The organism is Halomonas sp. PBN3 (genome assembly GCF_000475415.1).
Taxonomy (GTDB): domain Bacteria; phylum Pseudomonadota; class Gammaproteobacteria; order Pseudomonadales; family Halomonadaceae; genus Halomonas; species Halomonas shengliensis.
Genome location: NZ_AXCA01000163.1, coordinates 195,457 through 218,791, shown reverse-complemented (window position 1 = coordinate 218,791; position 23,335 = coordinate 195,457). Strand labels below are relative to the sequence as shown.

Sequence of the window (23,335 nt, the reverse complement as noted above, 5' to 3'; positions counted from 1 at the left end):
CCAGCTTATCCTGGCGCACTCGGCTTTGGGTCGATTGCTGCCCTTCGCGCGGCCCTCGGGCTCAAAAAACGCAATGGCGCTGAAAAGCTCGGCTCTCGCTGGCATCGGTATGATATCACCACACCCACCATCTTAAAAAACATTAGCCAGCAGCCTAACCGATAATGCCCATATTTGCGGCATCTTCCGTCAACGTTGGTCCAGATTACGTAATCGGCCAATAACCCTGTCAGCGATTCACCATTTGGCTTGTGAGATATTGCCGACGGGGAATAAAGGATGGCCGGGTGGAAGATTCCGCCCGGCCGGGGAATAGCGAACCTCAAGAGACTTCCAGGGCGATCTTGAGCACGCCGTCGCGCTGGTGGGAGAAGAGGTCGTAGGCGTCGACGATCTTCTCCAGCGGGTAGCGGTGGGTGACCATGGGGCCTAGGTCCAGGCGGCCGCTGTCGATGATCTGCATCAGCCGGCGCATGCGCTCCTTGCCGCCGGGGCACAGCGAGGTGACGATGCGGTGGTCACCGAGGCCGGCGCAGAAGGCATCCAGCGGGATGGAGAGGTTCTCGGAGTAGACCCCGAGGCTCGACAGGGTGCCGCCGGGCTTGATGACGCGCAGCGCCTGCTCGAAGGTCTGCTGCAGCCCCAGCGCCTCGATGGTGGCGTCCACGCCGCGTCCGCCGGTCAGCTTGCGGATCTCGTCCACCACGTCCACCTGGCGGAAGTTGAGGGTGACGTCGGCGCCCATCTTCCTGGCCATCTCGAGGCGCTCGTCGACCCCATCCACGGCGATGATCAGCCCCGCGCCGCGCAGCCGGGCGCCGGCGGTGGCACACAGGCCGATGGGGCCTTGGGCGAACACCGCCACGCTGTCGCCGATCCTGATGTTGGCGGACTCCGCCCCGGCGAAGCCGGTGGACATGATGTCCGGGCACATCAGCACCTGGTCATCGGTGAGGCCGTCGGGCACCGGCGAGAGGTTGGCCTGGGCATCCGGCACCCGCAGGTACTCGGCCTGGGCGCCGTCGATGGTGTTGCCGAAGCGCCAGCCACCCATGGGCTTGTAGCCGTGGGCGTGGTGGCCGCCGTCCTGGGCGCTGCAGCCGTCCTGGCAGGCATAGGAGGTGAAGCTCGGGCAGATGGCGCCGGCGATCACCCGCTGGCCCTCGCGGTAGCCCTGGACGTTGGCGCCGAGCTTCTCGATCACCCCCACCGGCTCGTGGCCCACGATCAGCCCCTTCTCCACCGGGTACTCGCCCTTGAGGATATGCACGTCGGTGCCGCAGATGGTGGTGGTGGTAACCCGGATCAGGACGTCGTTGGGGCCGATGTCGGGGATCGGGCGGTCGTCGATCTCGATGCGGCCGGGCTCGACGAAGACGGCGGCTTTCATCATGGCGGGCATGGCGGACTCCTGGATGGCGAGGATGGGTGACCCCTTCAGCTATAGCAGGCGAACGTGATTCCACCATGACAGGCATCAAGAATCGGCCGGACAAGCGTGAAAGGCGGGGTTTGGTGTTCTTCGCCTGGTCGAGGCAGACTGGCGGATCGCGGTATCCCACCCCTTTCATCAGAAGAAGGAAATGCCCCATGACGATTGCCACCGGCGACCGGTTCCCCGACGTCACCCTCAAGACCAACGGCCCCGAGGGTCCCCAGGACATCAGCACCGGCGACTTCCTCGCCGGCCGGAAGGTGGCGCTGTTCGCGGTGCCCGGCGCCTTCACCCCGGGCTGCTCCAACACCCATATGCCGGGCTTCGTGGTCAACGCCGACAAGCTCCTCGCCAAGGGGGTCGATGCCATCGCCTGCCTGTCGGTCAACGACGCCTTCGTGATGGGCGCCTGGCAGCGCGACCAGAACGCCGAGGCCATCACCATGCTGGCCGACGGCAACGCCGAGCTGACCCGCGCCCTGGGGCTCGAGAAGGACGCCAGCGCCGCCGGCATGGGCACCCGCTGCCAGCGCTTCGCCATGCTCCTCGACGACGGCGTGGTGAAGTACCTGGGCATCGACGAGAAGGGGGTCGACAAGAGCAGCGCCGAGACCCTGCTGGCCCAGCTGTAGGACCGATCCGCCCTGCCCTCACCCCATCCATGCAAGAGGAGACTGCCATGAGCCTTGCCCCCTTCCACCTGGCGATTCCCGTCCATGACCTGCCCGCGGCCCGCGCCTTCTACGGCAAGGTGTTCGGCCTCGAGGAGGGTCGCTCCAGCGACCACTGGGTGGACTTCAACTTCTTCGGCCACCAGCTGGTGATCCATGAGCACCCGAAGATGCCCTACCAGGACAATGCCCACACCAACGCGGTGGACGGCCACGACGTGCCGGTGCCCCACTTCGGCGTGGTGCTCGGCTGGGACGACTGGGAGGCGCTCGCCGAGCGGCTGCGCGAGCGCGGCACCGCGTTCGTGATTGAACCCTATGTGCGCTTCCAGGGTCAGGTGGGCGAGCAGGCCACCATGTTCCTGCTCGACCCCTGCGGTAACGCTCTGGAGTTCAAGGCGTTCAAGGACATGAGCCAGCTGTTCGCAAAGTGAGGCCGCGCGACCTGCCGTGCCTCACCAATCCGACGACCCGAGGAGAATCCCCGACATGAGCCAGACCCGCGCCTATGCGGCCTTCGCCGACGACCAGCCCCTGGCACCCTTCTCCTTCGAGCGCCGCCAGCCGCGCCCGGACGATGTCGCCATCGAGATCCTCTACTGCGGCGTGTGTCACAGCGACCTGCACTTCGCCTACAACGACTGGGGCATGACCCGCTACCCCATCGTGCCCGGCCACGAGATCGTCGGCCGGGTCACCGCCGTGGGCGACGCGGTGAGCCGCTTCAAGGAGGGCGACCTGGTGGGGGTCGGCTGCATGGTCGACTCCTGCCGCGACTGCCAGCCCTGCCGCGAAGGCGTCGAACAGTACTGCGAGAACGGCTTCACCATGACCTACGGCAGCGATGATCGCCACGACGGCAGCCTGACCCAGGGCGGCTACTCCGACCGCATCGTGGTCAGCGAGCACTTCGTGCTGCGCATGCCGGAGGGCATCGATCTGCCCTCCGCCGCGCCCATCCTGTGCGCCGGCATCACCACCTACTCGCCGCTCAGGCACTACGGCGTGAAGGCCGGCCACAAGGTCGGGGTGATCGGCATGGGCGGCCTCGGCCACATGGGGGTCAAGCTGGCCAAGGCGCTGGGCGCCGAGGTCACGGTGTTCACCCGCTCCGAGGCCAAGGTGGAGGAGGCCAAGCGCCACGGCGCCGACCAGGTGGTCGTCTCCAGCGACGAGGCGCAGATGGAGGCCGTGGCCGAGACCTTCGACTTCATGCTCGACACCGTGCCGGTGCAGCACGACCTCAACCCCTACCTGGCCACGCTGCGCTACGACGGCACCCACATCCTGGTGGGCCTGATGGACCCCATCGAGCCGCCGGTGGCGGGCTTCAACCTGATCTTCAAGCGTCGCGTGCTGGCCGGTTCGCTGATCGGCGGCATCCCCGAGACCCAGGAGCTGCTCGACCTGTGCGCCGAGCAGGGCATCACCTGCGACGTGGAGATGATCAATATCGACGAGATCAACACCGCCTTCACGCGCATGCAGAAAGGTGACGTCCGCTACCGCTTCGTCATCGACATGCAGTCGCTGAAGCGGGGCGACGCGGCCTGAGCCGGCGGCCTCGCTGCCGCGCGCAGATGCCATGGCCGTCGCCGAGATCCATCTCCATGACCGCTTGAACGACCTTCTCCCGCCGCGACGGCGCGGCCAGGTCATCACCCTCGAGGTGTCGCGACGCGCCGCGATCAAGGACGTGATCGAGTCGCTGGGGGTGCCGCATACCGAGGTCGACGTCATCCTGGTGGACGGCCACGCGGTAGGCTTCTCGCATATCCTCGCCGGCGGCGAGCGGGTCGACGTCTACCCCTGGCCCACCGCCCCGCCGGCGGCCAGGCACCTGCGCCCGACTCCCCCGACACGCCCGCGCTTCGTGCTGGATGCCCACCTCGGCCGCCTGGCCCGCTACCTGCGCCTGCTCGGCTTCGACTGCCGCTACCGCAACGACATCGACGACGCCGAGGTGGCCGCCCTCGCCGAACAGGAGTCACGGGTGGTGCTGACCCGTGACCGCGCCCTGCTCAGGCGCAAGCGCATCCGGCTCGCCCACTACGTGCGAGAGGTGGACCCCTGGCGGCAGGTGGAGGAGGTCTGCGACGAGTTCGACCTTTACCCCGTGCTGGCGCCCTTCACCCGCTGCTCGCGCTGCAACGGTCGGCTGGCAAGGGTCGAGAAGGCGGCGGTGGAACACCGGCTGGAGCCGCTCACGCGGCGCTACGTGACGACCTTCCTCGAGTGCGAGGCGTGCGGCCAGCTGTTCTGGCACGGCAGCCATGTCTCGCGGATGGAGGCGCTGGTGGAGGGCCTGCAGAGGCGGGGGCTGAGTCGGGACAGACGTCGCAACAGCGAACCCCCGCGGCCATGACCGGCCGCAGGGGCTCGTGAGGAGGGCTCAGAAGTTCGGCTTGCGCTTCTCGACGAAGGCGCTCATGCCCTCGGTCTGCTCGTCGCCGGCGAAGCAGAAGGCGAACAGGGCGTTCTCCAGCGCCAGGGCGCTGTCGAGGTCCTGGTCCATGCCGTCGTGGATCGCCTGCTTGGCGGCGCGCACCGACTGTGGGCCGTTGCCGCCCAGCTGCTTGGTGAGCTCCTCCACATAACCTTCGAGCTCGGCCTGGGGCATCACCCGGTTGACCAGGCCGATGCGCAGCGCCTCGGCGGCGTCGATCTTGCGTCCGGTGGTGCACAGGTCCAGGGCCATGGCCGGCCCCACGCGGCGCGGCAGCCGCTGGGTGCCACCGAAACCGGGGATCACGCCGAGCAGCACCTCGGGCTGGCCGAAGATGGCGTTGTCGCTGGCCACCGCCCAGTCGCAGGCCAGCGCCAGCTCGCAGCCGCCGCCGAGGCAGAAGCCGTTGACCAGCGCCACGGTGGGCACCGGCAGGGTCTCCAGGCGCTTGAAGGTGTCCAGCGCCTGGCGGGCGAAGTCGCGAGCCTCCGCGGCACTCTTCTCGCGCATCTCGGCGATGTCGGCGCCGGCCACGAAGGACTTCTCGCCGGCGCCGGTGATCACCACCGCGCGCAGGTCGGCGCGACCCTCGAGCCCGGCCAGCACGCGCTCCAGCTCCGCCAGCACGGCGCTGTTCAGGGCGTTCAGGGCCTTGGGACGGTTGATGGTCAGGCGCACGATGCCGGCGTTGTCGACCACCTCGATCAGGGACTCGCTCATGGGGCACTCCTCGGGTTGTTCTTGAATCGGTGTTGGGACGATACCGCCCAACCCTAGCGAACGCTAGGTTGGGCGGCAATGCTTCCTTGGTGGATCCAGCTCGGGGGGCAGGCTCCCTGAAGGGCACCTGATGGTGCATTCGCCCGGCGGAGCCGGCCTCCCACAGGCGATACCGCCCCGCCAGGAGATTGATCAGGAGTAGACGTGGAAGCCGCGCCCGCTCTTCCGCCCCAGGTAGCCGGCGTCGACCATGCGCTTGAGCAGCGGGCAGGGGCGGTACTTGGGATCGCCGAAGCCCTCCTGCAGCACCTCCATGATGGAGAGGCAGACGTCCAGGCCGATCAGGTCGGCGAGTGCCAGCGGGCCCAGCGGATGGGCGGCGCCGAGCTTCATGGCGGCATCGATGTCCTCGGCGCTGGCCACGCCCTCCTGGAGCAGGAAGGCCGCCTCGTTGATCATCGGCACCAGCAGGCGGTTGACCGCGAACCCCGGAGAGTCGCCGATGGCCACGGCGGTCTTGCCCAGCGCCTCGGTGAGCGCCTCGATGCGCGCCACGGTGGCGTCACTGGTCTGCTCGGCGCGGATCACCTCGACCAGCTTCAGCACCGGCACCGGGTTGAAGAAGTGCATGCCCACCACCCGCTCGGGGCGCTCGCACACGGCGGCGAGCCGGGTCAGCGACAGCGAGGAGGTGTTGGAGGCCAGTATCGCCTCATGGGTCAGGCGGCTGAGGTCGCGGAACAGCTTCTCCTTGAGCGCCGGCTGCTCCGGGGCGGCCTCGATGATCACCTCGCAGTCGCGCAGGGCGTCGAGGTCGGTAGTGGTATCCAGCCGCGCCATGGCCGCCTGCTGGTCATCGGCGGAAAGCTTCTCCTTGGCCACCAGCTTGCCCAGGCCCTTGTCGATGGCGCCACTGGCCCGCTTCAGCTGCTCGTCGGCGACGTCGTAGAGCTTGACGGCGAAGCCGCTCTGGACCAGCACCTGGGCGATGCCCTGCCCCATGGTGCCGGCGCCCACCACGCCGATCGCTTGCTCACTCATCTACACTCTCCTGCTGATTTGTCTTGGTCTGCGCACCGCCACTCGAAGCTTTTCCGGCGACAAGCCTGCGGGGAGGCGCTGTGAATACTTCCATGTACGCTACCGACGCCATCCCTGGCGTAGGACCTCCCCTTCGGCTTGTCCCCGGCGCTTCTCCCTTCAACTAACAGCGACAGTCCTTGCTCTCATTGGAAAACGGTCGGGTAATTTACTGCTTGCGCGCTTCGTCGCGCAGCACGAACTTCTGGATCTTGCCGGTGGAGGTCTTGGGAAGCTCGGTGAAGACCACCGCCTTCGGCGCCTTGAAGTGCGCCAGATGCGCCCGGCAGTGGTCGATGATCTCCTGCTCGGTGACCTCGCCGTAGCCCACCTTGAGCTTGACGAAGGCGCAGGGGGTCTCGCCCCACTTCTCGTCGGGCTTGGCCACCACCGCGGCCTCCTCCACCGCCGGGTGCGAGTAGATGCAGTCCTCCACCTCGATGGTGGAGATGTTCTCGCCGCCGGAGATGATGATGTCCTTGGAGCGGTCCTTGATCTCGATGTAGCCGTCGGCATGCCACACGGCGAGGTCGCCGGTATGGTACCAGCCCCCCTCAAGCGCCTGCTCGGTGGCCGCCTCATTCTTGAGGTAGCCCTTCATCACGTTGTTGCCGCGCATCAGGATCTCGCCGATGGTTTCGCCGTCCTTGGGTACCGGCTCCAGGGTGTTGGGGTCGGCCACGCAGAGCGCCTCGAGCATGTGATAGCGCACCCCCTGGCGGGACTTCAGCCTGGCCCGCTCCTCCATGGGCAGCTCGTCCCACGCCTCGCGCCAGGCGCAGGAGGTCACCGGGCCGTAGACCTCGGTGAGGCCGTAGACGTGGGTGACGTCGATGCCGAGGCGCTCGACGCCGGCGATGACCGAGGCGGGCGGCGCCGCGCCGGCGGTGGTGACCTTCACCGGGTGGTCGAAGTCGCGCTTGTCGGCGTCCGGCAGGTTGACCAGGCCGTTGAGCACGATGGGCGCGCCGCTGAAGTGGGTCACCCCCTCGTCGGCGATCAGGTCCATCACCCGCTTCGGCTCCACCTTGCGCAGGCAGACGTTGGTGCCGGCGGCGGCGGCGATGGTCCAGGGGAAGCACCAGCCGTTGCAGTGGAACATCGGCAGGGTCCAGAGGTAGACCGGATGGTGGGGCATCGCCCACACCAGGATGTTGCTGGTGGCGTTCAGGTAGGCGCCACGGTGGTGGTAGACCACCCCCTTGGGCTTGCCGGTGGTGCCGGAGGTGTAGTTGAGCGAGATCGCCTGCCACTCGTCCTCGGGCAGCCGGTAGGGATGGGCAGGGTCGCCCTCGGCGAGCAGCGCCTCGTACTCCACCTCGCCGATGGCGCGCCCCTCGGGGACGAACTCGGGATCGGCTACGTCGATGATCAGCGGCTTCTCCTCGAGTTTCGCCACCGCCGCCTCGATGACGTCGGCGAACTCCGGGTCGACCAGGATCGCCTTCGCCTCGCCGTGTTCGAGCATGTAGGCGATCGCCTCGGCATCCAGGCGGATGTTCAGTGTGTTGAGCACGCAACCGGCGAGCGGCACGCCGAAGTGGGCCTCGAACATCGCCGGCACGTTGGGCAGCATGGCCGCCACCGTCTCGCCGGGCTTCACGCCCCGCCGTTCCAGCGCCGAGGCGAGCCGCCGGCAGCGCTCCCAGGTGGTGCCCCAGTCGCGGCGGGTGGCGCCGTGGACCACCGCCGGGTAGTCCGGGTAGACCGAGGCGGTACGCTCGATGAAGGTCAGCGGCGAGAGCGCCACGAAGTTGGCGGCGGTCCTGGGCAGGCCCTGCTCGAAGATGCTCTGGCTCATGGGAAGGCTCCGTGAGGGTGGTCCGGAAAGCGTGCCGCCGGCGCGAGGCCGGCGGCGGGTCGGTCACTGGGTGGCGGCGTCGAAGGCGGCGAGGCTCGCCATGCCCGCCTCGATCACCGCGCGCTGGGCGCGGCCCTGGGGCAGCCACTGACGGATAGCGTAGTCGGCGGCCTGGCGCTTGGCCTGATAGAAGGGTTCGTCGCGGCCGTTGGCGATGGCCGCGGTGGCGGCCAGTGCTGCCCGGCCCATCTGCCAGGCGCACAGCACGTGGCCGGCCAGGCTCAGGAAGGGGGTGGCGTAGGCCTGGACGGCATCGGCGCCACGCTCGGGGTCGGCGCCCGCCTCGAGCACCGCGGCCATGGCGGCACGCAGGTCGGCGGCCCCGCCGACCAGGCTCTCGCCCAGCGGAGCGAGCTCGGCGTCGGCGGCCAGGGCGGCGGCGGTGGCCTCCACCTGATCGATCAGCCCCGCGAGGGCCGCACCGCCGTCGCGCTGCAGCTTGCGCCCGGCCAGGTCCAGCGCCTGGATGCCGTTGGTGCCCTCGTAGATGGGGGCGATGCGGGCGTCGCGCAGCAGCTGGGCGGCGCCGGTCTCCTCGATGTAGCCCATGCCGCCGTGGACCTGCACGCCCAGCGAGGCGATCTCCACCGCCTGGTCGGTGGAGAAGGCCTTGACCACCGGGATCAGCACGTCGACCCGTGCCTGGGCGGCGGCGCGCTCGGCGTCTTCCTCGGCGTGGCGGGCCACGTCGAGCTGGGCGGCACAATAGAGCGCCAGCGCGCGCAGGGCGTCGGTACGTGCGCGCATGGAGAGCAGCATGCGGCGCACGTCGAGGTGGTCGGCGATGGCGCAGTCATCGCGGCCGGAGCGCGGACTGCGTCCCTGGGTGCGGTCGTGGGCATAGGCGAAGGCGTGCTGGCAGGCGCGCTCGGCCACGCCGATGCCCTGCACGCCGACCTTGTGGCGCGCCTCGTTCATCATGGTGAACATGTGGTTGAGGCCGCGCCCCTCCTCGCCCACCCGATAGCCGATGGCGCCGTCGTTCTCGCCGAAGGCGAGGGTGCAGGTGGGCGAGCCGTGGATACCCAGCTTGTGCTCGATGGCCGCACAGGTGACGTCGTTGCGCTCGCCCAGGCTACCGTCGGCGTTGACCAGGAACTTGGGCACCAGGAACAGCGAGATGCCCTTGTTGCCCTCGGGGGCGTCCGGCTTGCGCGCCAGCACCAGGTGGATGATGTTCTCGGCGGCGTCGTGCTCGCCCCAGGTGATGTAGATCTTCTGGCCGAAGAGGCGATAGCTGCCGTCCTGCTGGGGCACGGCACGGGTGCGCACCTTGGAGAGGTCCGAGCCCGCCTGGGGCTCGGTGAGGTTCATGGTGCCGGTCCAGCTGCCCTCCACCAGCCGCGGCAGGTAGGTGGCCTGCTGTTCGTCGCTGCCGTGGTGGGCGAGCGCCTCGATGGCGCCGGCGGTAAGCATGGGGCAGAGCCCCAGCGCCATGTTGGCGCCGTGGAGCATCTCCTGGACGGCGCTGGCCACCACCTCGGGCAGGCCCTGGCCGCCCAGCGCCTCGGCGACGCCGATGCCGTTCCAGCCGCCCTCGGCGTAGGCACGGTAAGCCTCGGCGAAGCCGTCGGGGACGCGGACGCCGCCATCCTCGCGGCGGGTACAGCCCTGGCGGTCACCGCTGGCGTTGAGCGGCGCCCACACCTCGCCGGCGAGCCGCGCCGCCTCCTCCAGAACGGCCTCCACCAGGTCGGGGCTGGCCTCCTCGAAGCCGGGTAGCGAGAGCGAGCCGTGCTCGAGCAGTTCCTCGAGCACGAAGCGGAGGTCGCGGACGGGGGCGGCGAAGGGAGTCATCGAAACACCTCAGGGAAAATGATAACGCCAATAGTAGATTCCCTACTTTTCGCCGGCCATTAGCCCTAGGTCGCAGACGATCTCGAGCCCCAGGTCGCAGACGCTCTCAGCGCCCCTCGACGGGCTCCAGCGCCAGTTCCGCCTGGGTGGGCGCCTCCTCGGGCTCGAGCTCCTCGAAGTAGGCGACATGCGCCTCGTCGGCCGGCGGCGGTCCCACCAGCGGCTCCGCCACCGCCACCTCGGGCACGGCGTCGGAGAGGTCCTCCATGTGCTCGTGCTCGATGGCCCCCTGCACCAGCTCCTCGGTGACCACCAGCTCGGCACCGGCGGCGGACATCGGCGCGGTGGGGTGGAAGGGTGCCACCGGCACCGGCGCCGGGCGCACGCTGCGCCGCCAGCCGAAGAAGGCCACCAGGAAGAGCCCCAGGGCGCCGAAGCTCCAGAACAGCCCGGCGTCCCCCAGCACGCCCATCACCGGCGAGACCAGCGGCGGGCTCACCGCCGAGCCGATGGCGTTGATCAGCAGCAGGCCCTGGCTCATGCGCACCAGGGCGCCGGCGGGGGCGCGGTCGGCGGCGTGGCCCACCGCCACCGGGTAGAGCGAGAAGACCCCGCCACCCAGCAGGAACAGCAGCCCCGCCAGCAGCCAGGGGGACATCGGCAGCCACAGGATCGCCGCGGATATCAGCGTGCAGAAGCCGCCGATGCCGATCAGCACGATCTGGCGGTCGTGGCGGTCGGACCAGCGCCCCACCGGGTACTGCAGCAGCAGCGCCCCCAGCACCACGATGGCCATCATCTGGCCGACCCGGTCCACCGTGAAGCCGATGCGCTGCAGGTAGAGCGGCAGCAGCGCATAGACCGCCGCCACCGCCAGGCCCGAGCCGAAGCTGCCCATCACCCCGGTGGGGGTCAGGGTGATCAGGCGCAGCGGCGGCAGCGGCTCGGCCTTCTCGATCAGCGGCGAGACCCGCGGGATCATCGCCATGGGCAATACCGAGAGCGAGGCCAGCAGGCCGATCACCATGAACGAGGAGGGCCCGCCCATCGCCTCGGTGACCCCCAGCAGCAGCTGGCCGAGCACCCCGGCGGCGTAGAGCGAGATCATGTAGAGCGCCAGCAGCCGCCCGCGCACCCTGGCGTCACCGGCGGTGAGCAGCCAGCTTTCGATCACCAGGTAGACCCCCACTGTGGCCCAGCCGCCGATCAGGCGCAGGGCGAACCAGGCCCAGGGGTGCTCGAAGAGCCCCTGCAGCAGCACGGTGACCGCCACCAGGGAGGCGAAGCTGCCGTAGGCGCGGATATGGCCGATGCGCAGCAGCAGCCGGTCGTTGAGCATGGCGCCCAGCGCCAGGCCGATGAAGTAGGCCGAGGAGACCCAGCCGATCACCACCGCCGACTCGCCTGCGGCGTCCAGGCGCAGGGTGATCACGGTGGAGAGGAAACCGTTGCCGATGCCGAGGATGAAGAGCCCGAGCAAGGGGGCCAGGGCCATGGCCAGCAGTTGCCGCGACATGCGTTGCCTCACAGCGCAGAGGGGAGAAAGGGAAAGCGTGGCAGAAAGCGCGCGGATGCGCCCGCCCGCGGCGGCCCGGCGCCTGGCCGGTCATCGTGAGCGCGCGAATCATACGCCCGCACCGCCCCCAGTCAATCGCTTTCCCGAGCCGTTCCATCTCGCCCAGGATTTTCCTCCGCCGCGCAGGGGGAAATCGACAGGATCCTCCGCGCTCAGCGCGCGGGCTTGTGCAGCAGGGCGACGTCGGCGGCGGGAAACTCGACGCTCATGTCGAGCGACTCGGCCAGCCAGCGGAAGGTCGCCTCGCTGAAGAAGGCCACATGGGTGGGGTCGAGGATGTAGTGCCAGCGGGCGAAGGCCTCGCGGTCGCCGGCGCGCTTGGTCATCAGCCCCAGCCAGCCGCCGGGGGGCAGCATGGCGGCCAGGCGGGCGAGCGTCTCGCCGGGGGCGAAGAGGTGCTCGACCACCTCGCTTGCGGTGATAAAGTCGTAGGTCGCGTCGAGGACCGAGGCGTCAGGGGCATAGAAGGGGTCGTAGATCGCCATGGGATGGCCCGCCTCCTCGAACATCACCGACAGGGTCGGCCCCGGCCCGGCGCCGAAGTCCAGCCCCCGCGCCCTGGGGGCGAGGCGCTCGCACAGCGGCGCGTGGAGGCGCGACAGGAAGCGGCGATAGCCCGGGTCGTGCGGCGAGTTCTGGTGCTGGTCGTAGACCGCGCGCTCCTCGGCCGCGGAGAGCCGGAAGGCGGGCGGCACGAACACCAGGTCGCAGCGCCGGCAGCGGTGGTAGTCGCGCCGGGCATCACGGTGGAAGTGCGGCGCATCCTCGGCGGCGCATAGCGGGCAGGTCGGCATCATCGTATCCTCTGGGGCAGAACCCTTTTCGCCTGAATCATCCCTCAAGGCCAGAAACATCCCTCTAAGGAGAGACGAATGCTGTCAGGTCTGGACCATCTGGTCATCACCGTGACCGACATTTCCCGCGCGGTCGACTTCTACTCCCGGGTGCTGGGGCTGGAGGTGCGCTACCGCGACCGCGAGCGCGTCGACCTGATCCTCGGCGACCTGGCCCTGCGCCTGCACTGGACCGCCACCGACATCGAGCCCCGCGCCGCCACCCCCACCCCCGGCAGCCTGGACCTCTGCCTGCGCAGCCTGCTGCCGCTGGACGAGGTCGCCGATCACCTGGCGGCGCTGGAGGTGGAGGTCGAGCTCGGCCCCGTGGAGCGCCAGGGCGCCACCGGCCCCATCGAGTCGCTCTACCTGCGCGACCCCGACGGCAACCTACTGGAGATCAGCCGTCCCCTGCGCGGCAGGGAGTCCGCCACCACGGACCCCGCCACCGCCTGACAGGACGAGCCCAGACGCCAACACCGCCCCTGGCTTGCCCGGCGCCCTGCGCTGACGGGACCATCGACGATGGGCCTGGCCCGGCGGTGGCATTGCCGCCCGTGCCGGGTATCATGGGCGGCGCCGAAACCCTTTGCCTTCAGGACGCTGTCCCCATGAGCGACAACCTGCAGAACGACCACGTGATCATCGAGTCTCCCAAGCCCGTCGACACAACCCTCCCCATGGTGATCTACGCCCTCTATCTGGCGAGCATCATCACCGGCGGGCTCACCGCCCTGGTCGGGGTGGTGATCGCCTACGTCTACCAGGGCAAGGGACCGGAGTGGCTGGACCGCCACTACCGCTACCAGATCCGCACCTTCTGGATCGGCCTGCTCTACTTCTGCGTCTCCGGCGTGCTGATGTTCGTGCTGATCGGCTTCGTGCTGTGGCTGGTGGCCGTGGTGTGGCTGGTGATCCGCTGCGTGAAGGGCTTCAAGGGGCTGCAGGAGAAGCGCTCCCCCGACAACCTCGAGACCTGGCTGGTATAGGCCCGATGGGCAAGGCCGCTTCCCGCTCGAGCGCCCTCCAGGCCCGCGCCATCGCCACCCTGTGGCGGGCGCTGGCCGGCCGCCGCCTCGCCACCCTGTGGCGCCTGGCCCGCCTCGTGGGGCCGCTGGTGCACCGTTTCAGCCGCCGCGAGCGCGAGGTCACCGCGACCAACCTGGCCGAGGTCTACCCGGACCAGGGCGCCGACGAGCGCCGCCGCCTGGCCCGGCAGAGCCTGACTCACTCCGCCGCCACCATGCTGGAGATCGGCTTCGCCTGGCAGGGCGCGCCCGAGCGGGTCGAGGCCTCGATACTCGCCGTGCACGGCCGCGAACTGCTCGACGAGGCCCGCGCCGAGGGGCGTGGGGTGATCGTGCTGGCCCCCCACTTCGGCAACTGGGAGGTGCTCAACTTCTGGCTCTCCAGCCACTTCCCCTTCACCGCCATGTACGAGCCGCCCAAGATCGCCGAGCTCGACGCCGTGACCCGCGCCGGACGCGAGCGCATGGGGGCGAGCCTGGTGCCCACCAACCCCCGTGGCGTGGCCGCCCTGCTCAAGGCGCTCAAGCGCGGCGAGGCGATCGGCATCCTCCCCGACCAGGAGCCCGACTGGGGCAGCGGCGTGTTTGCGCCCTTCTTCGGCCGCCTCGCCTATACCGCCACCCTGCTGCCCAAGCTGGTGGCCCGCACCCAGGCCCGGGTGGTCACCGGGGTGGCCAGGCGCCTCCCCGGCCGGGGCTTCGAGATCCACTTCCTGCCCGCGGACGAACGGGTCTACGCGACCGACGAGGCCGAGTCCGCCACCGGGGTCAACGCCTGCGTGGAGGCCGCCATCGCCCTGGACCCGGCCCAGTACCAGTGGGAGTACAAGCGCTACCGCAAGGTGATTCAGGAGCAGGAAGGAGATCCCCACCATCGCGAGTTTCGCATCTACTAAGCTGGCAACCTACTAAGCTGGCAACCTACTAAGCTGGCAACCTGCCCCCGTCCTGCTAGACTGGGCATTCGCTTGACGGGGTGCCGGTGAGATCCGGCTGAGATGGCACAGGGGTCTCCCGAAGACCCAAGCGCCGATCCCGTTGAACCTGATCCGGTTAGTACCGGCGTAGGAATCAAGCGGTGGTCTCCCCGGCAGTGCCGTTCCCCCGACCCCCACTCCCTCCCTCGCCCGAACCCCGGATCGTCACTCGATGCCGGAGACGACCATGGGCTATCGCTTCCAGGACCTTACCGCCGCCTGCCACGACGACTGGCGTGCCTATATCGAGCATGACTTCGTGCGCCAGCTCGCCGACGCCACCCTCGAGCAGGAGGCCTTCCGCCACTACCTCAAGCAGGACTACCTCTTCCTGGTCCACTTCGCGCGCGCCTACGCCCTGGCCGCCTACAAGAGCCGCACCCTCGACGACCTGCGTCAGGCCCATGAGGGGCTCAAGGCGATCGTCGACCTGGAGCTGGGGCTGCACGTGGGCTACTGCCGCGAGTGGAGCATCTCCGAGGAGTCGCTGGCCGAGCTGCCCGAGGCCCGCGCCACCATGGCCTATACCCGCTACGTGCTGGATACCGGCAACCGCGGCGACCTGCTCGACCTGCACGTGGCCCTGGCCCCCTGCCTGGTGGGCTACGGCGAAATCGCCGACTGGATCAACGCCCGCGCCGGCACGGTCCGCGGCAATGCCAACCCCTATGACGCCTGGATCGCCATGTACGAGAGCGAGGCGTTCCAGGCCGCCCGCCGCGCCGAGGAGGCCTGGCTCGACGCCCGCCTCGCCGATGTCACCCCGGCGCGCTTCGCCGAGCTCACTCAGGTGTTCCGCGACGCCACCCGGCTCGAGATCGACTTCTGGCAGATGGGACTGGACCGCGCCGACTGAAGCACTGGCCCCATCATCATGCGCCCGCTGGCTCTGGTCAGGCCGACGGGCAGCGTCACACTGGTGGCCGAAAGGTCGCCCGACCACTCGCTTGACGGGGTGCCGTTACCGACGGCTGAGATCATGCGCCCAAGCATGGATCCCGTTGAACCTGAACTGGCTAGGACCAGCGTAGGGATCAAGCGACACGCCGCCCGGTACAGCACACGGCGGCCCCTGTCCCTCCCACCTGTCCTCCCTGACAACACCACAATCCCCTGGGGAGACCGACATCATGAGCAAGACCGCCCACTTCCTCGCCGACACCGCCAGGGTCGACGAGGCCGCCATCCAGCCGCTGCCCGGCTCGCGCAAGGTCTATGTCGAGGGCTCGCGCCCCGATATCCGCGTGCCCTTCCGCGAGATCGCGCTGTCGCCGACCAAGACCTCCGGCAGCGACGAAGAAAACCCGCCGCTGCTGGTCTACGACACCTCCGGCCCCTACACCGACCCCGAGGCCGAGATCGACCTGCGCCGCGGCCTGCCCGAGCTGCGCCGGGCATGGATCGATGAACGCGGCGACACCGAGTGGCTCGACGGTCCGACCTCCGAATACGGACGGCGCCGGGCCAACGACCCGATGCTCGCCAACCTGCGCTTCGATCTGACCCGCACCCCGCGCCGCGCCAAGGCAGGGAAGAACGTCACCCAGCTCCACTACGCCCGCCAGGGGATCATCACCCCGGAGATGGAGTTCATCGCCATTCGCGAGAACCAGCGCCGCCAGGCGCTGGGTACCGCCGATGTCGAGCGCATCCTCGGCCACCAGCATCCGGGCCAGGGGTTCGGCGCCCGCCTGCCCGAGGAGATCACCCCGGAGTTCGTGCGCGACGAGGTGGCCGCCGGCCGGGCCATCATCCCCTGCAACATCAACCACCCGGAGTCGGAGCCGATGATCATCGGCCGCAACTTTCTGGTGAAGATCAACGGCAACCTGGGCAACTCGGCGGTCACCTCCTCCATCGAGGAGGAAGTCGACAAGATGACCTGGGGCATCCGCTGGGGCGCGGACACCATCATGGACCTCTCCACCGGGCAGAACATCCACGAGACCCGCGAGTGGATCATCCGCAATGCCCCGGTGCCCATCGGCACCGTGCCGATCTACCAGGCCCTGGAGAAGGTCAACGGCGTGGCCGAGAACCTCACCTGGGAGGTGTTCCGCGACACCCTCATCGAGCAGGCCGAGCAGGGCGTCGACTACTTCACCATCCACGCCGGCGTCTTGCTACGCTACGTGCCGCTGACCGCCAAGCGGGTCACCGGCATCGTCTCCCGGGGCGGATCGATCATGGCCAAGTGGTGCCTCTTCCACCACCAGGAGAGCTTCCTCTATACCCACTTCGAGGAGATCTGCGAGATCTGCAAGCGCTACGACGTCGCCTTCTCGCTGGGCGACGGCCTGCGCCCGGGCTCGGTGGCCGACGCCAATGACGAGGCGCAGTTCGCCGAGCTCGAGACCCTGGGCGAGCTGACCCGCATCGCCTGGAAGCACGACGTCCAGGTGATGATCGAGGGCCCGGGCCACGTGCCCATGCACCTGATCAAGGAGAACATGGACAAGCAGCTCGAGGCGTGCCACGAGGCGCCCTTCTATACGCTCGGCCCGCTGACCACCGACATCGCCCCCGGCTACGACCACATCACCTCCGGCATCGGGGCGGCGATGATCGGCTGGTACGGCTGCGCCATGCTCTGCTACGTGACCCCCAAGGAGCACCTGGGCCTGCCCAACAAGGACGACGTCAAGACCGGCATCATCACCTACAAGATCGCCGCCCACGCCGCCGACCTCGCCAAGGGCCACCCGGCCGCCCAGCGCCGCGACAACGCGTTGTCCAAGGCGCGCTTCGAGTTCCGCTGGGAGGACCAGTTCAACCTGGGCCTCGATCCGGACACCGCCCGCGAGTACCACGACGAGACCCTGCCCAAGGACTCCGCCAAGGTGGCCCACTTCTGCTCCATGTGCGGGCCGAAGTTCTGCTCCATGAAGATCAGTCAGGAGGTGCGAGACTATGCTCGGGATAACGGCCTCGATGGCGATCAGGAGGCGGTGATGAAGGGCATGGAGGAACAGGCGGAGAAGTTCCGGGAGACCGGCAGCCGGCTCTACCAGGAGGTGTGATGCCTCCACCGCCCACCTGAACGGATCTCGCCGGCCCCCGGGCCGGCGAGCTGCGTCAGCGGATGCCGCCAGGCTGGCACGGGCCCTGCATGGCTTAGGGGTCGCCACGAGGAGACCCGGCCATGTCAGACCGCCCCCCCTTCACCCCCTCCGTCGCCGTCTCGCTGGACGCCGAGGCCTTCCGCCGCCGCGCCCACGGCCACCTGGCCTTCCTCTACGGCCCGCGCGCCGACGAGGTGCTGCGCCGGCTGCTCACCCTGCTGGCCCATCAGGCCCCGCCCCTCCCCGACACCCCCGATGCGCCACTCTGGAGCGAGCGCGACCAGTGGCTGATCAGCTATGGCGACAGCCTGCTGGAGGAGAGCCGCGCGCCCCTGGCGGTGCTGGACGACTTCCTGGAGACGCGCCTGGCGGAGACCTTCAGCGGCGTGCACCTGCTGCCCTTCTTCCCCTGGAGCAGCGACGACGGTTTCTCGGTGATCCACTACCGCGAGGTCGCCGACGACCTCGGCGACTGGTCCCATGTGCGCGCTCTGGCCGGGCGACACGACCTGGCGGTGGACCTGGTGCTCAACCACGTCTCCCGGGAGTCGCTGTGGTTCGTCGACTACCTGACCGGCAGCCATCCGGGGCGCGACTACTTCATCGAGATGGACCCGGAGACCGACCTCTCGGCGGTGGTGCGACCGCGCAGTTCGCCGCTGCTGGTAGCGGTGCCCACGCGGCGGGGCACCCGCCACCTCTGGGCGACCTTCTCCGAGGACCAGATCGACCTCGACTTCGCCAACCCCGACGTGCTGCTGGAGTTCATCGGCATCCTGCTCTTCTACCTCGGCCAGGGCGCCCGGGTGATCCGGCTCGACGCCATCGCCTACCTGTGGAAGGTGGTCGGCACCCCCTGCATCCACCTGCCCCAAACCCACGAGGTGGTGCGGCTGCTGCGCGCGGTGGTCGACCACGTGGCACCGGGCACCCTGCTGCTCACCGAGACCAACGTGCCCCATCGCGAGAACCTCAGCTACCTGGGTCTCGATCGCGTTGCCGACGAACATCTCCCCGACGAGGCGCACCTGGTCTACCAGTTCCCGCTGCCACCGCTGCTGCTGCACACCCTGACCAGCGGCGAGGCGGGCACCCTGGCGGCCTGGCTTAAGAGCCTGCCGAGCCTGCCGCCCGGCTGCAGCTTCCTCAACTTCACCGCCAGCCACGACGGCATCGGCGTGCGTCCGCTGGAGGGCTGGCTTCCCCCGCACGAGATCGAGGCGCTGCTGGAGCTGATGCACCGTTTCGGCGGTTTCGTCAGCATGCGCAGCCGCAACGACGGCAGCGACAGCCCCTACGAGATCAACATCACCTGGTTCGACGCCATGAAGGGGACGCGGCGCGGGCCGGATCCCTGGCAGGTGCAGCGCTTCCTGTGCGGCCAGCAGCTGATGCTTGGCCTGCAGGGCATCCCCGCGCTCTACCTCCACGTGCTGACGGGAACCCTCAACGATCTGGAGGGGGTGGAGCGCAGCGGACGCCTGCGCTCCATCAACCGGCGCCGCTGGCACCGCGACGAGCTGGAGCTGCTGCTGGACAGCCCCGATACGCCGACCCGGATGGTCTTCGAGGCGCTGACCCGCCGGCTGGCGGTGCGCCGCCGCGAGCCCTGCTTCCACCCCGACGCCTCCCAGCGGGTGCTGGAGACCCCGCGCGAGCTGCTGGCGCTGGAGCGCGGCCCGCTGCCCGACGGGCGTCGCCTGCTGGCGATCCACAACGTCACCGACGCCCCCCAGCCGCTGGCGCTGCCAGCCCTGGCCGAGGGTGACTGGTTCGACCTGCTGGAGGAAGCCCCTTGGGCGCCAGTGGCGAGCCTGGCGCCCTATCGCTGCCTGTGGCTGGTGCAGGCGCCCTGAGCGATGGCCGCCTCATACGCGGTTCATTGGGCGACAGGCCTTATCGCCATGCGCCAACCCGGCTACACCTCCCCGCGGTTATCGGCCTCCACGGCGTCGTGGAGCCGCTCCGGCAGGTCCGGGATCGCCGAGCGCACCCGGTTCCAGCTGGGGATGAAAGGGCGCTCGCCGGGGTTGTCGAGGAAGGCGCTACCGGCCTCCAGCAGGTTGGCGGCGAACAGCTCCACCGCCCGCTCCTCGCCATGGCGATCCAGCGAGAGGCCGTTCATTCGTGCGTCGTGGTCGTAGGCCTCGATCAGGTCCAGGGCCAGGCGGTAGTAGGTGGCCTTGAGGGTGCGGAAGCCCTCGGCGCTGAAGGTCACCCCCTGGGTGGCCAGCTTGCGATAGAGCGCCTTGGCGATGTCCAGGCTCATGCGGTTGAGCCCGCCCGAGGGGTCGTCGGCGGAGACCGGCTGGTGCTTGTGGTCGTAGGCGTCGGCCAGGTCCACCTGACAGAGCCGCTTGGTGGAGTGGTTGCGGTGCACCTCGGAGAGCACGCCAATCTCCAGGCCCCAGTCGGCGGGGATGCGGATGCCGTCGAGCACCTCGGCGCGCATGGAGAACTCCCCCGAGAGCGGGTAGCGGTAGCTGTCCAGGTACTCCAGGTAGGGCAGCGGGCCATGCATCGCCTTGAGCGCCCGCAGCAGCGGGGTGACCATCAGCCGTGCCACCCGCCCGTTGAGCCGCCCCTCGGCGATGCGTGGGTAGTAGCCCTTGCAGAACTCGTAGTTGAAGTGGGGATGGGCCACCGGGTAGAAGAGCCGCGCCAGCAGGCCGCGATCGTAGGTGAGGATATCGCAGTCGTGCAGCGCCACCACGGCGCCGCGCCCGGAGGCCTGGACGAAGCCGGCGCAGTACCAGACGTTGCGCCCCTTGCCGGGCTCCCGGGGCGAGAGGCCGTGCTCCTCCAGCTCGGCATCCAGGGCGCGCAGGCGCGGGCCATCGTTCCAGAGGATGCGATGGCGCTGGGGCAAGCGGGCGAAGAACTCCCGCGCGTGTCGGAACTGCGCGCGGTCGGCCCGGTCCAGGCCGATCACCACCTCGGCGAGGTAGGGCACCTCGGCAAGCGCCGTGACGATGCGCTCCAGAGCCGGCCCCTCCAGCTCGGAGTAGAGCGAGGGCAGGATCAGGCTCATCGGGCGGCGGCGCGAGAAGCCCACCAGGTCCGCCTCCAGGGCCTCCAGCGGGCGCCGGGTCAGGTTGTGGAAGTCGGTGATGATGCCGTTCTGGTGGAAGTCGCTCATGCCGTCGCCCTCCTGGCCCCGTCATCGCCGGCGTGGCTCACCGCCGGCCCCGGCCGGCGGTCGGCTCGCCCCCACCAGTGGGCCACCCCCTCGGCCCAGCCGGCGGGACCGGTCGCCGCGCTGCGGTAGAGCGCCGGCTGGTCGGGCTCGACCACCAGGCCATGGCAGCCGCGTATCACCACCGCCTGGTCCACCGCCTCGAGCATGGGGATGTCGTTGGGACCGTCGCCCAGCGCCAGGGTCAGCGGACGGCGGCCGCGCAGCGCCTGGAAGCGCTCCACCAGCCAGGCCACGGCGCTGCCCTTGTGGGCCTCGCCGGTGGCATGCCAGAAGCGCCCGCCGCGCACCAGCCGCAGGCCGTCGCCGGCCAGCCCCGCGCGCAGCGCCTCGAGCCCGGCCTCGTCGTCCTGCCACACCAGCGGCTCGCTGCCCTCGCGCATGCGCGCCAGCCGTGCCTCGGCCTCGGGGAGCCCGGTGAAGTCGACCAGCTCCTCAAGCGACATCGCGCTGATGGGGGTGAAGACCACGCCCAGTCGCGCCTGCCACACCGCCAGGCGCTTGCGAATGAAGCCGATGTCCATGCCCAGGGTACGGATCGCCAGGCCATCGGGGCCGGGACGATCGATGCGCGCATGGCACCAGGCCGGCGGCAGGCCGACCACGGCGCCGTTCTCGGCGACGAACGGGGTATCGGTCAGGTCCATCGCCTGGCGCAGCGGCATGATCTCGCTGCGGGTCTTGCTGGTCACCGGGATCACCGGCACCCCCAGCCGCCGCAGGCTCACCAGCCAGGGCCGGGCGGGCGACCAGTCATAGCGGTGGTGATCGAGCAGCGAGCCGTCCAGGTCGCTGAACAGCAGTCGCGGCGTCAGGGCCGCATCGAGGCCGGCGTCCGGCGTGAGGCGTGGATCGGTCATGACAGCTCCCGGGCGGTCGACTGGGGCACATGCCCCTCACTGCTGATGCACAGGACATGCCAGCTCGCACAGGGCGTGCCAGCCTGCCGTTCCGGGCGGATCGGCAGCGCAGGCCGCGGAGAACCAGGCGGCGACGCCCCGCGGCCGCACCATGACGGTGCACGACTGCACCAACGCAAGGCGCCCCGAGGCGAAGAGCCTCGGGGCGCCGGATCACAAGCCTCGGGAGGCGGGGTCAGAAGCGATAGCGCACGCCGACGCTGGCGGCGTCGAAGTCGTACTGGTCCTCGTCGAGGTAGCGCATGTAGTCCGCGCCCAGCGAGAGGTTGGGGGCAACGTCGAACTCGGCGCCGGCGCCGTAGGAGAAGCCGGATTCGCTGTCCACGTCGAAGTCGACATCGGTCATGCCGGCCAGGCCATAGAGGCGGAACTCCCGGGAGACCGGCAGGATGCCCTTGGCATAGAGGCCGGCCAGGGAGTCCAGCTCCACGCCGCCGTCGGAGCCGCCACCTCCGAGGTGGCCCTCCACGGCGAAGTAGTCGTTAAACTTCAGTCCGCCATTGAGGCGCAGGCCGGTGCCGTCGCGGCTGTCGGCACGACCGTCGGGGTCGAGCTCCCAGAATATGGCGTCGCCGCCCACATAGCCCTGGGGATAGGGGGGCTGCTGGGCCTGGGCAGCGGTGATGCCGGCGGCGAACAGGGCGGTCGTGATGGCGGCAAGCGTCAGGGTCTTCATGGCATCCTCCTTGTTAGTGAACACCGTTCTGCAACACCCCGAAGTGTGGTCCCGATTCGACCAAGGATCAAGGGACAAATGTGCAACCTTGCGCTACGCGCCGTCGCCGCCCGGCGACATGCCACCACCCTCTCCCGCCCGGCTATACTGGTGCCTCCACGCCACCGAGGACCCCGCATGCGTCACTGGCTGATCGCCAACACCCGAGCCGGCAGCGGCGCCCGCGGCGCCGACTTCTGGCGGCCCCGCCTGGCACGCGCCGGCATCGCGGCGCCGGAAGTGCGCGATATCGCCGACCAGGGGTGGGAGGCGGAGCTCGCGCCCGGCGACACCGTGCTGGTGGCCGGCGGCGACGGCTCGGTGAACCGGGTGGCCGGTGTCTGCCTGGCACGGGACGCCATCCTCGGCGTGCTCCCCTCCGGCACTGCCAACGACTTCGCCCGCAACCTGGCGCTGCCCGAGGACCCCGACGCCCTCTGTGCGCTGGTGGCCCGCGGGCCGACGGCGCGGCTGGATGTCGGCTGGCTCGACGACCGGCTGTTCCTCAACGTGGTGCATGTGGGCCTCGGTACCCTGCCGGCCACCCAGGCATCGCCGCGCCTGAAGCGCTGGCTGGGGCGCTTCAGCTACGCCGCCGTGCTGCCCCAGCTGCGTCACCTCGGCCTGCTGCGAGGCTTCCACGCGCGCCTGGAGGCCGACGACGCGCTCCTCGAGGAGCGCTGGCTGTCGCTGGCCATCGCCTCGGGGGCCTTTTTCGGCGGCGGCTTCAGGGTGCCCGGCGCCTCGCCCCGGGATGGCCGCCTGACCCTGGTGGCGGTGCGCCCGCGCCCCTGGTGGCAACTGCTGATGAGCTTCGTGATCACCCGCCTGCGCGGCCATACACCGGAGGACGACGAAAGCGTGCTGGTGCGCCAACCAACGACGTGCCGCATCGCCATGCCCCATGGGCACCGGGTGACCGCCGACGGCGAGTCCCTGGGCCACTTCCGCGAGATGACGCTGCGCGTCGAGCCCGCGGCGCTGCGGGTGATCGCCGGCCTCGGCTGAGCCTCTTCGC

At 69.5% G+C, this 23,335-nt stretch carries 21 protein-coding genes and 2 riboswitches; of the genes, 11 read left to right on the top strand and 10 right to left on the bottom strand.

Annotated elements, in window-relative coordinates:
- Positions 1 to 322 precede the first annotated feature (322 nt).
- Positions 323 to 1,402, bottom strand: coding sequence for an NAD(P)-dependent alcohol dehydrogenase (locus Q673_RS29730; RefSeq protein WP_023006380.1), 1,080 nt, complete (start codon positions 1,400 to 1,402; stop codon positions 323 to 325).
- A 188-nt stretch (positions 1,403 to 1,590) separates the two neighbouring features.
- On the opposite strand from Q673_RS29730, the gene Q673_RS29725 reads away from it, so the two are divergent.
- Genes Q673_RS29725 through Q673_RS29710 form a run of 4 tightly spaced genes read left to right on the top strand, consistent with a single transcriptional unit; the run spans position 1,591 to position 4,471 of the window.
- Positions 1,591 to 2,067 carry a peroxiredoxin gene (locus tag Q673_RS29725; protein WP_023006379.1) on the top strand — a complete coding sequence of 159 codons (477 nt, stop codon included), beginning with the start codon at positions 1,591 to 1,593 and terminating at the stop codon, positions 2,065 to 2,067.
- A gap of 47 nt (positions 2,068 to 2,114) precedes the next feature.
- Positions 2,115 to 2,540 carry a VOC family protein gene (locus Q673_RS29720; RefSeq protein WP_023006378.1) on the top strand — a complete coding sequence of 142 codons (426 nt, stop codon included), beginning with the start codon at positions 2,115 to 2,117 and terminating at the stop codon, positions 2,538 to 2,540.
- Positions 2,541 to 2,595: 55 nt separating this feature from the next.
- The gene (locus tag Q673_RS29715) at positions 2,596 to 3,660 is read left to right on the top strand and encodes an NAD(P)-dependent alcohol dehydrogenase (protein WP_023006377.1); all 1,065 of its coding nucleotides are present in this window, start codon (positions 2,596 to 2,598) and stop codon (positions 3,658 to 3,660) included.
- Positions 3,661 to 3,691: 31 nt separating this feature from the next.
- Positions 3,692 to 4,471 (top strand): Mut7-C RNAse domain-containing protein, encoded by a 780-nt coding sequence (locus Q673_RS29710; RefSeq protein WP_023006376.1) that lies wholly within the window; start codon positions 3,692 to 3,694, stop codon positions 4,469 to 4,471.
- 27 nt (positions 4,472 to 4,498) lie between these two features.
- Here the strand turns inward: Q673_RS29710 and Q673_RS29705 are convergent, their stop codons facing one another.
- The 6 genes from Q673_RS29705 to Q673_RS29680 all read right to left on the bottom strand — a co-directional run bounded on the left by Q673_RS29705 (position 4,499) and on the right by Q673_RS29680 (position 12,383).
- The gene (locus Q673_RS29705; RefSeq protein WP_023006375.1) at positions 4,499 to 5,272 is read right to left on the bottom strand and encodes an enoyl-CoA hydratase-related protein; all 774 of its coding nucleotides are present in this window, start codon (positions 5,270 to 5,272) and stop codon (positions 4,499 to 4,501) included.
- Between the two features lie 192 nt (positions 5,273 to 5,464).
- Positions 5,465 to 6,313: a 3-hydroxybutyryl-CoA dehydrogenase gene (locus Q673_RS29700; RefSeq protein WP_023006374.1), complete on the bottom strand. Its 849-nt coding sequence runs from the start codon at positions 6,311 to 6,313 to the stop codon at positions 5,465 to 5,467.
- Between the two features lie 208 nt (positions 6,314 to 6,521).
- On the bottom strand, positions 6,522 to 8,153 hold the full coding sequence (locus Q673_RS29695) for an acyl-CoA synthetase (protein ID WP_023006373.1): 1,632 nt from the start codon (positions 8,151 to 8,153) through the stop codon (positions 6,522 to 6,524).
- Positions 8,154 to 8,216: 63 nt separating this feature from the next.
- Complete coding sequence (locus tag Q673_RS29690) at positions 8,217 to 10,010, bottom strand: acyl-CoA dehydrogenase (protein ID WP_023006372.1); 1,794 nt, start codon at positions 10,008 to 10,010, stop codon at positions 8,217 to 8,219.
- A gap of 106 nt (positions 10,011 to 10,116) precedes the next feature.
- Positions 10,117 to 11,526: an MFS transporter gene (locus tag Q673_RS29685; RefSeq protein WP_023006371.1), complete on the bottom strand. Its 1,410-nt coding sequence runs from the start codon at positions 11,524 to 11,526 to the stop codon at positions 10,117 to 10,119.
- 212 nt (positions 11,527 to 11,738) lie between these two features.
- On the bottom strand, positions 11,739 to 12,383 hold the full coding sequence (locus Q673_RS29680; RefSeq protein ID WP_031218305.1) for a class I SAM-dependent methyltransferase: 645 nt from the start codon (positions 12,381 to 12,383) through the stop codon (positions 11,739 to 11,741).
- 75 nt (positions 12,384 to 12,458) lie between these two features.
- Here Q673_RS29680 and Q673_RS29675 point away from each other — a divergent pair, with 75 nt between their 5' ends.
- The 6 genes from Q673_RS29675 (at position 12,459) to Q673_RS29650 (ending at position 19,342) form a co-directional block, all read left to right on the top strand.
- On the top strand, positions 12,459 to 12,875 hold the full coding sequence (locus Q673_RS29675) for a VOC family protein (protein ID WP_023006369.1): 417 nt from the start codon (positions 12,459 to 12,461) through the stop codon (positions 12,873 to 12,875).
- A 155-nt stretch (positions 12,876 to 13,030) separates the two neighbouring features.
- On the top strand, positions 13,031 to 13,408 hold the full coding sequence (locus Q673_RS29670; RefSeq protein WP_023006368.1) for a DUF4870 family protein: 378 nt from the start codon (positions 13,031 to 13,033) through the stop codon (positions 13,406 to 13,408).
- Positions 13,409 to 13,413: 5 nt separating this feature from the next.
- Positions 13,414 to 14,343, top strand: a complete 930-nt coding sequence (locus Q673_RS29665; protein ID WP_023006367.1) for a lysophospholipid acyltransferase family protein — start codon at positions 13,414 to 13,416, stop codon at positions 14,341 to 14,343.
- A gap of 66 nt (positions 14,344 to 14,409) precedes the next feature.
- Positions 14,410 to 14,535: riboswitch (TPP riboswitch) on the top strand.
- Between the two features lie 76 nt (positions 14,536 to 14,611).
- Positions 14,612 to 15,280, top strand: a complete 669-nt coding sequence (gene tenA / locus Q673_RS29660; protein WP_023006366.1) for a thiaminase II — start codon at positions 14,612 to 14,614, stop codon at positions 15,278 to 15,280.
- 85 nt (positions 15,281 to 15,365) lie between these two features.
- A riboswitch (TPP riboswitch) is annotated at positions 15,366 to 15,475 on the top strand.
- Positions 15,476 to 15,554: 79 nt separating this feature from the next.
- Positions 15,555 to 17,444: a phosphomethylpyrimidine synthase ThiC gene (gene thiC / locus Q673_RS29655; protein ID WP_023006365.1), complete on the top strand. Its 1,890-nt coding sequence runs from the start codon at positions 15,555 to 15,557 to the stop codon at positions 17,442 to 17,444.
- 122 nt (positions 17,445 to 17,566) lie between these two features.
- On the top strand, positions 17,567 to 19,342 hold the full coding sequence (locus tag Q673_RS29650) for a sugar phosphorylase (RefSeq protein WP_023006364.1): 1,776 nt from the start codon (positions 17,567 to 17,569) through the stop codon (positions 19,340 to 19,342).
- Between the two features lie 62 nt (positions 19,343 to 19,404).
- On the opposite strand, the gene Q673_RS29645 is transcribed toward Q673_RS29650, so the two are convergent.
- The 3 genes from Q673_RS29645 to Q673_RS29635 all read right to left on the bottom strand — a co-directional run bounded on the left by Q673_RS29645 (position 19,405) and on the right by Q673_RS29635 (position 22,278).
- A complete protein-coding gene (locus tag Q673_RS29645) occupies positions 19,405 to 20,625 on the bottom strand; it encodes a glycosyl transferase (protein ID WP_023006363.1) in 1,221 nt (406 codons plus the stop codon).
- A complete protein-coding gene (locus tag Q673_RS29640) occupies positions 20,622 to 21,542 on the bottom strand; it encodes an HAD-IIB family hydrolase (RefSeq protein WP_023006362.1) in 921 nt (306 codons plus the stop codon). Before Q673_RS29640 ends, Q673_RS29645 begins: the two co-directional genes overlap by 4 nt.
- 235 nt (positions 21,543 to 21,777) lie before the next feature.
- Positions 21,778 to 22,278 (bottom strand): porin family protein, encoded by a 501-nt coding sequence (locus Q673_RS29635; RefSeq protein WP_023006361.1) that lies wholly within the window; start codon positions 22,276 to 22,278, stop codon positions 21,778 to 21,780.
- A 177-nt stretch (positions 22,279 to 22,455) separates the two neighbouring features.
- On the opposite strand from Q673_RS29635, the gene Q673_RS29630 reads away from it, so the two are divergent.
- On the top strand, positions 22,456 to 23,325 hold the full coding sequence (locus Q673_RS29630; RefSeq protein WP_023006360.1) for a diacylglycerol/lipid kinase family protein: 870 nt from the start codon (positions 22,456 to 22,458) through the stop codon (positions 23,323 to 23,325).
- The last annotated feature ends 10 nt before the right edge of the window (positions 23,326 to 23,335 follow it).

Bases quoted from the DNA above. Each gene is read 5' to 3' on its own strand.
- thiC (WP_023006365.1), top strand. From the start codon at position 15,555: ATGAGCAAGACCGCCCACTTCCTCGCCGACACCGCCAGGGTCGACGAG.
- Q673_RS29690 (WP_023006372.1), bottom strand. From the start codon at position 10,010: ATGACTCCCTTCGCCGCCCCCGTCCGCGACCTCCGCTTCGTGCTCGAG.
- Q673_RS29725 (WP_023006379.1), top strand. From the start codon at position 1,591: ATGACGATTGCCACCGGCGACCGGTTCCCCGACGTCACCCTCAAGACC.
- Q673_RS29630 (WP_023006360.1), top strand. From the start codon at position 22,456: ATGCGTCACTGGCTGATCGCCAACACCCGAGCCGGCAGCGGCGCCCGC.
- Q673_RS29720 (WP_023006378.1), top strand. From the start codon at position 2,115: ATGAGCCTTGCCCCCTTCCACCTGGCGATTCCCGTCCATGACCTGCCC.
- Q673_RS29700 (WP_023006374.1), bottom strand. From the start codon at position 6,313: ATGAGTGAGCAAGCGATCGGCGTGGTGGGCGCCGGCACCATGGGGCAG.
- Q673_RS29650 (WP_023006364.1), top strand. From the start codon at position 17,567: ATGTCAGACCGCCCCCCCTTCACCCCCTCCGTCGCCGTCTCGCTGGAC.
- Q673_RS29675 (WP_023006369.1), top strand. From the start codon at position 12,459: ATGCTGTCAGGTCTGGACCATCTGGTCATCACCGTGACCGACATTTCC.
- Q673_RS29710 (WP_023006376.1), top strand. From the start codon at position 3,692: ATGGCCGTCGCCGAGATCCATCTCCATGACCGCTTGAACGACCTTCTC.
- Q673_RS29695 (WP_023006373.1), bottom strand. From the start codon at position 8,153: ATGAGCCAGAGCATCTTCGAGCAGGGCCTGCCCAGGACCGCCGCCAAC.
- Q673_RS29680 (WP_031218305.1), bottom strand. From the start codon at position 12,383: ATGATGCCGACCTGCCCGCTATGCGCCGCCGAGGATGCGCCGCACTTC.
- Q673_RS29730 (WP_023006380.1), bottom strand. From the start codon at position 1,402: ATGCCCGCCATGATGAAAGCCGCCGTCTTCGTCGAGCCCGGCCGCATC.
- Q673_RS29640 (WP_023006362.1), bottom strand. From the start codon at position 21,542: ATGACCGATCCACGCCTCACGCCGGACGCCGGCCTCGATGCGGCCCTG.
- Q673_RS29670 (WP_023006368.1), top strand. From the start codon at position 13,031: ATGAGCGACAACCTGCAGAACGACCACGTGATCATCGAGTCTCCCAAG.
- Q673_RS29715 (WP_023006377.1), top strand. From the start codon at position 2,596: ATGAGCCAGACCCGCGCCTATGCGGCCTTCGCCGACGACCAGCCCCTG.
- Q673_RS29635 (WP_023006361.1), bottom strand. From the start codon at position 22,278: ATGAAGACCCTGACGCTTGCCGCCATCACGACCGCCCTGTTCGCCGCC.
- Q673_RS29705 (WP_023006375.1), bottom strand. From the start codon at position 5,272: ATGAGCGAGTCCCTGATCGAGGTGGTCGACAACGCCGGCATCGTGCGC.
- Q673_RS29665 (WP_023006367.1), top strand. From the start codon at position 13,414: ATGGGCAAGGCCGCTTCCCGCTCGAGCGCCCTCCAGGCCCGCGCCATC.
- tenA (WP_023006366.1), top strand. From the start codon at position 14,612: ATGGGCTATCGCTTCCAGGACCTTACCGCCGCCTGCCACGACGACTGG.
- Q673_RS29645 (WP_023006363.1), bottom strand. From the start codon at position 20,625: ATGAGCGACTTCCACCAGAACGGCATCATCACCGACTTCCACAACCTG.
- Q673_RS29685 (WP_023006371.1), bottom strand. From the start codon at position 11,526: ATGTCGCGGCAACTGCTGGCCATGGCCCTGGCCCCCTTGCTCGGGCTC.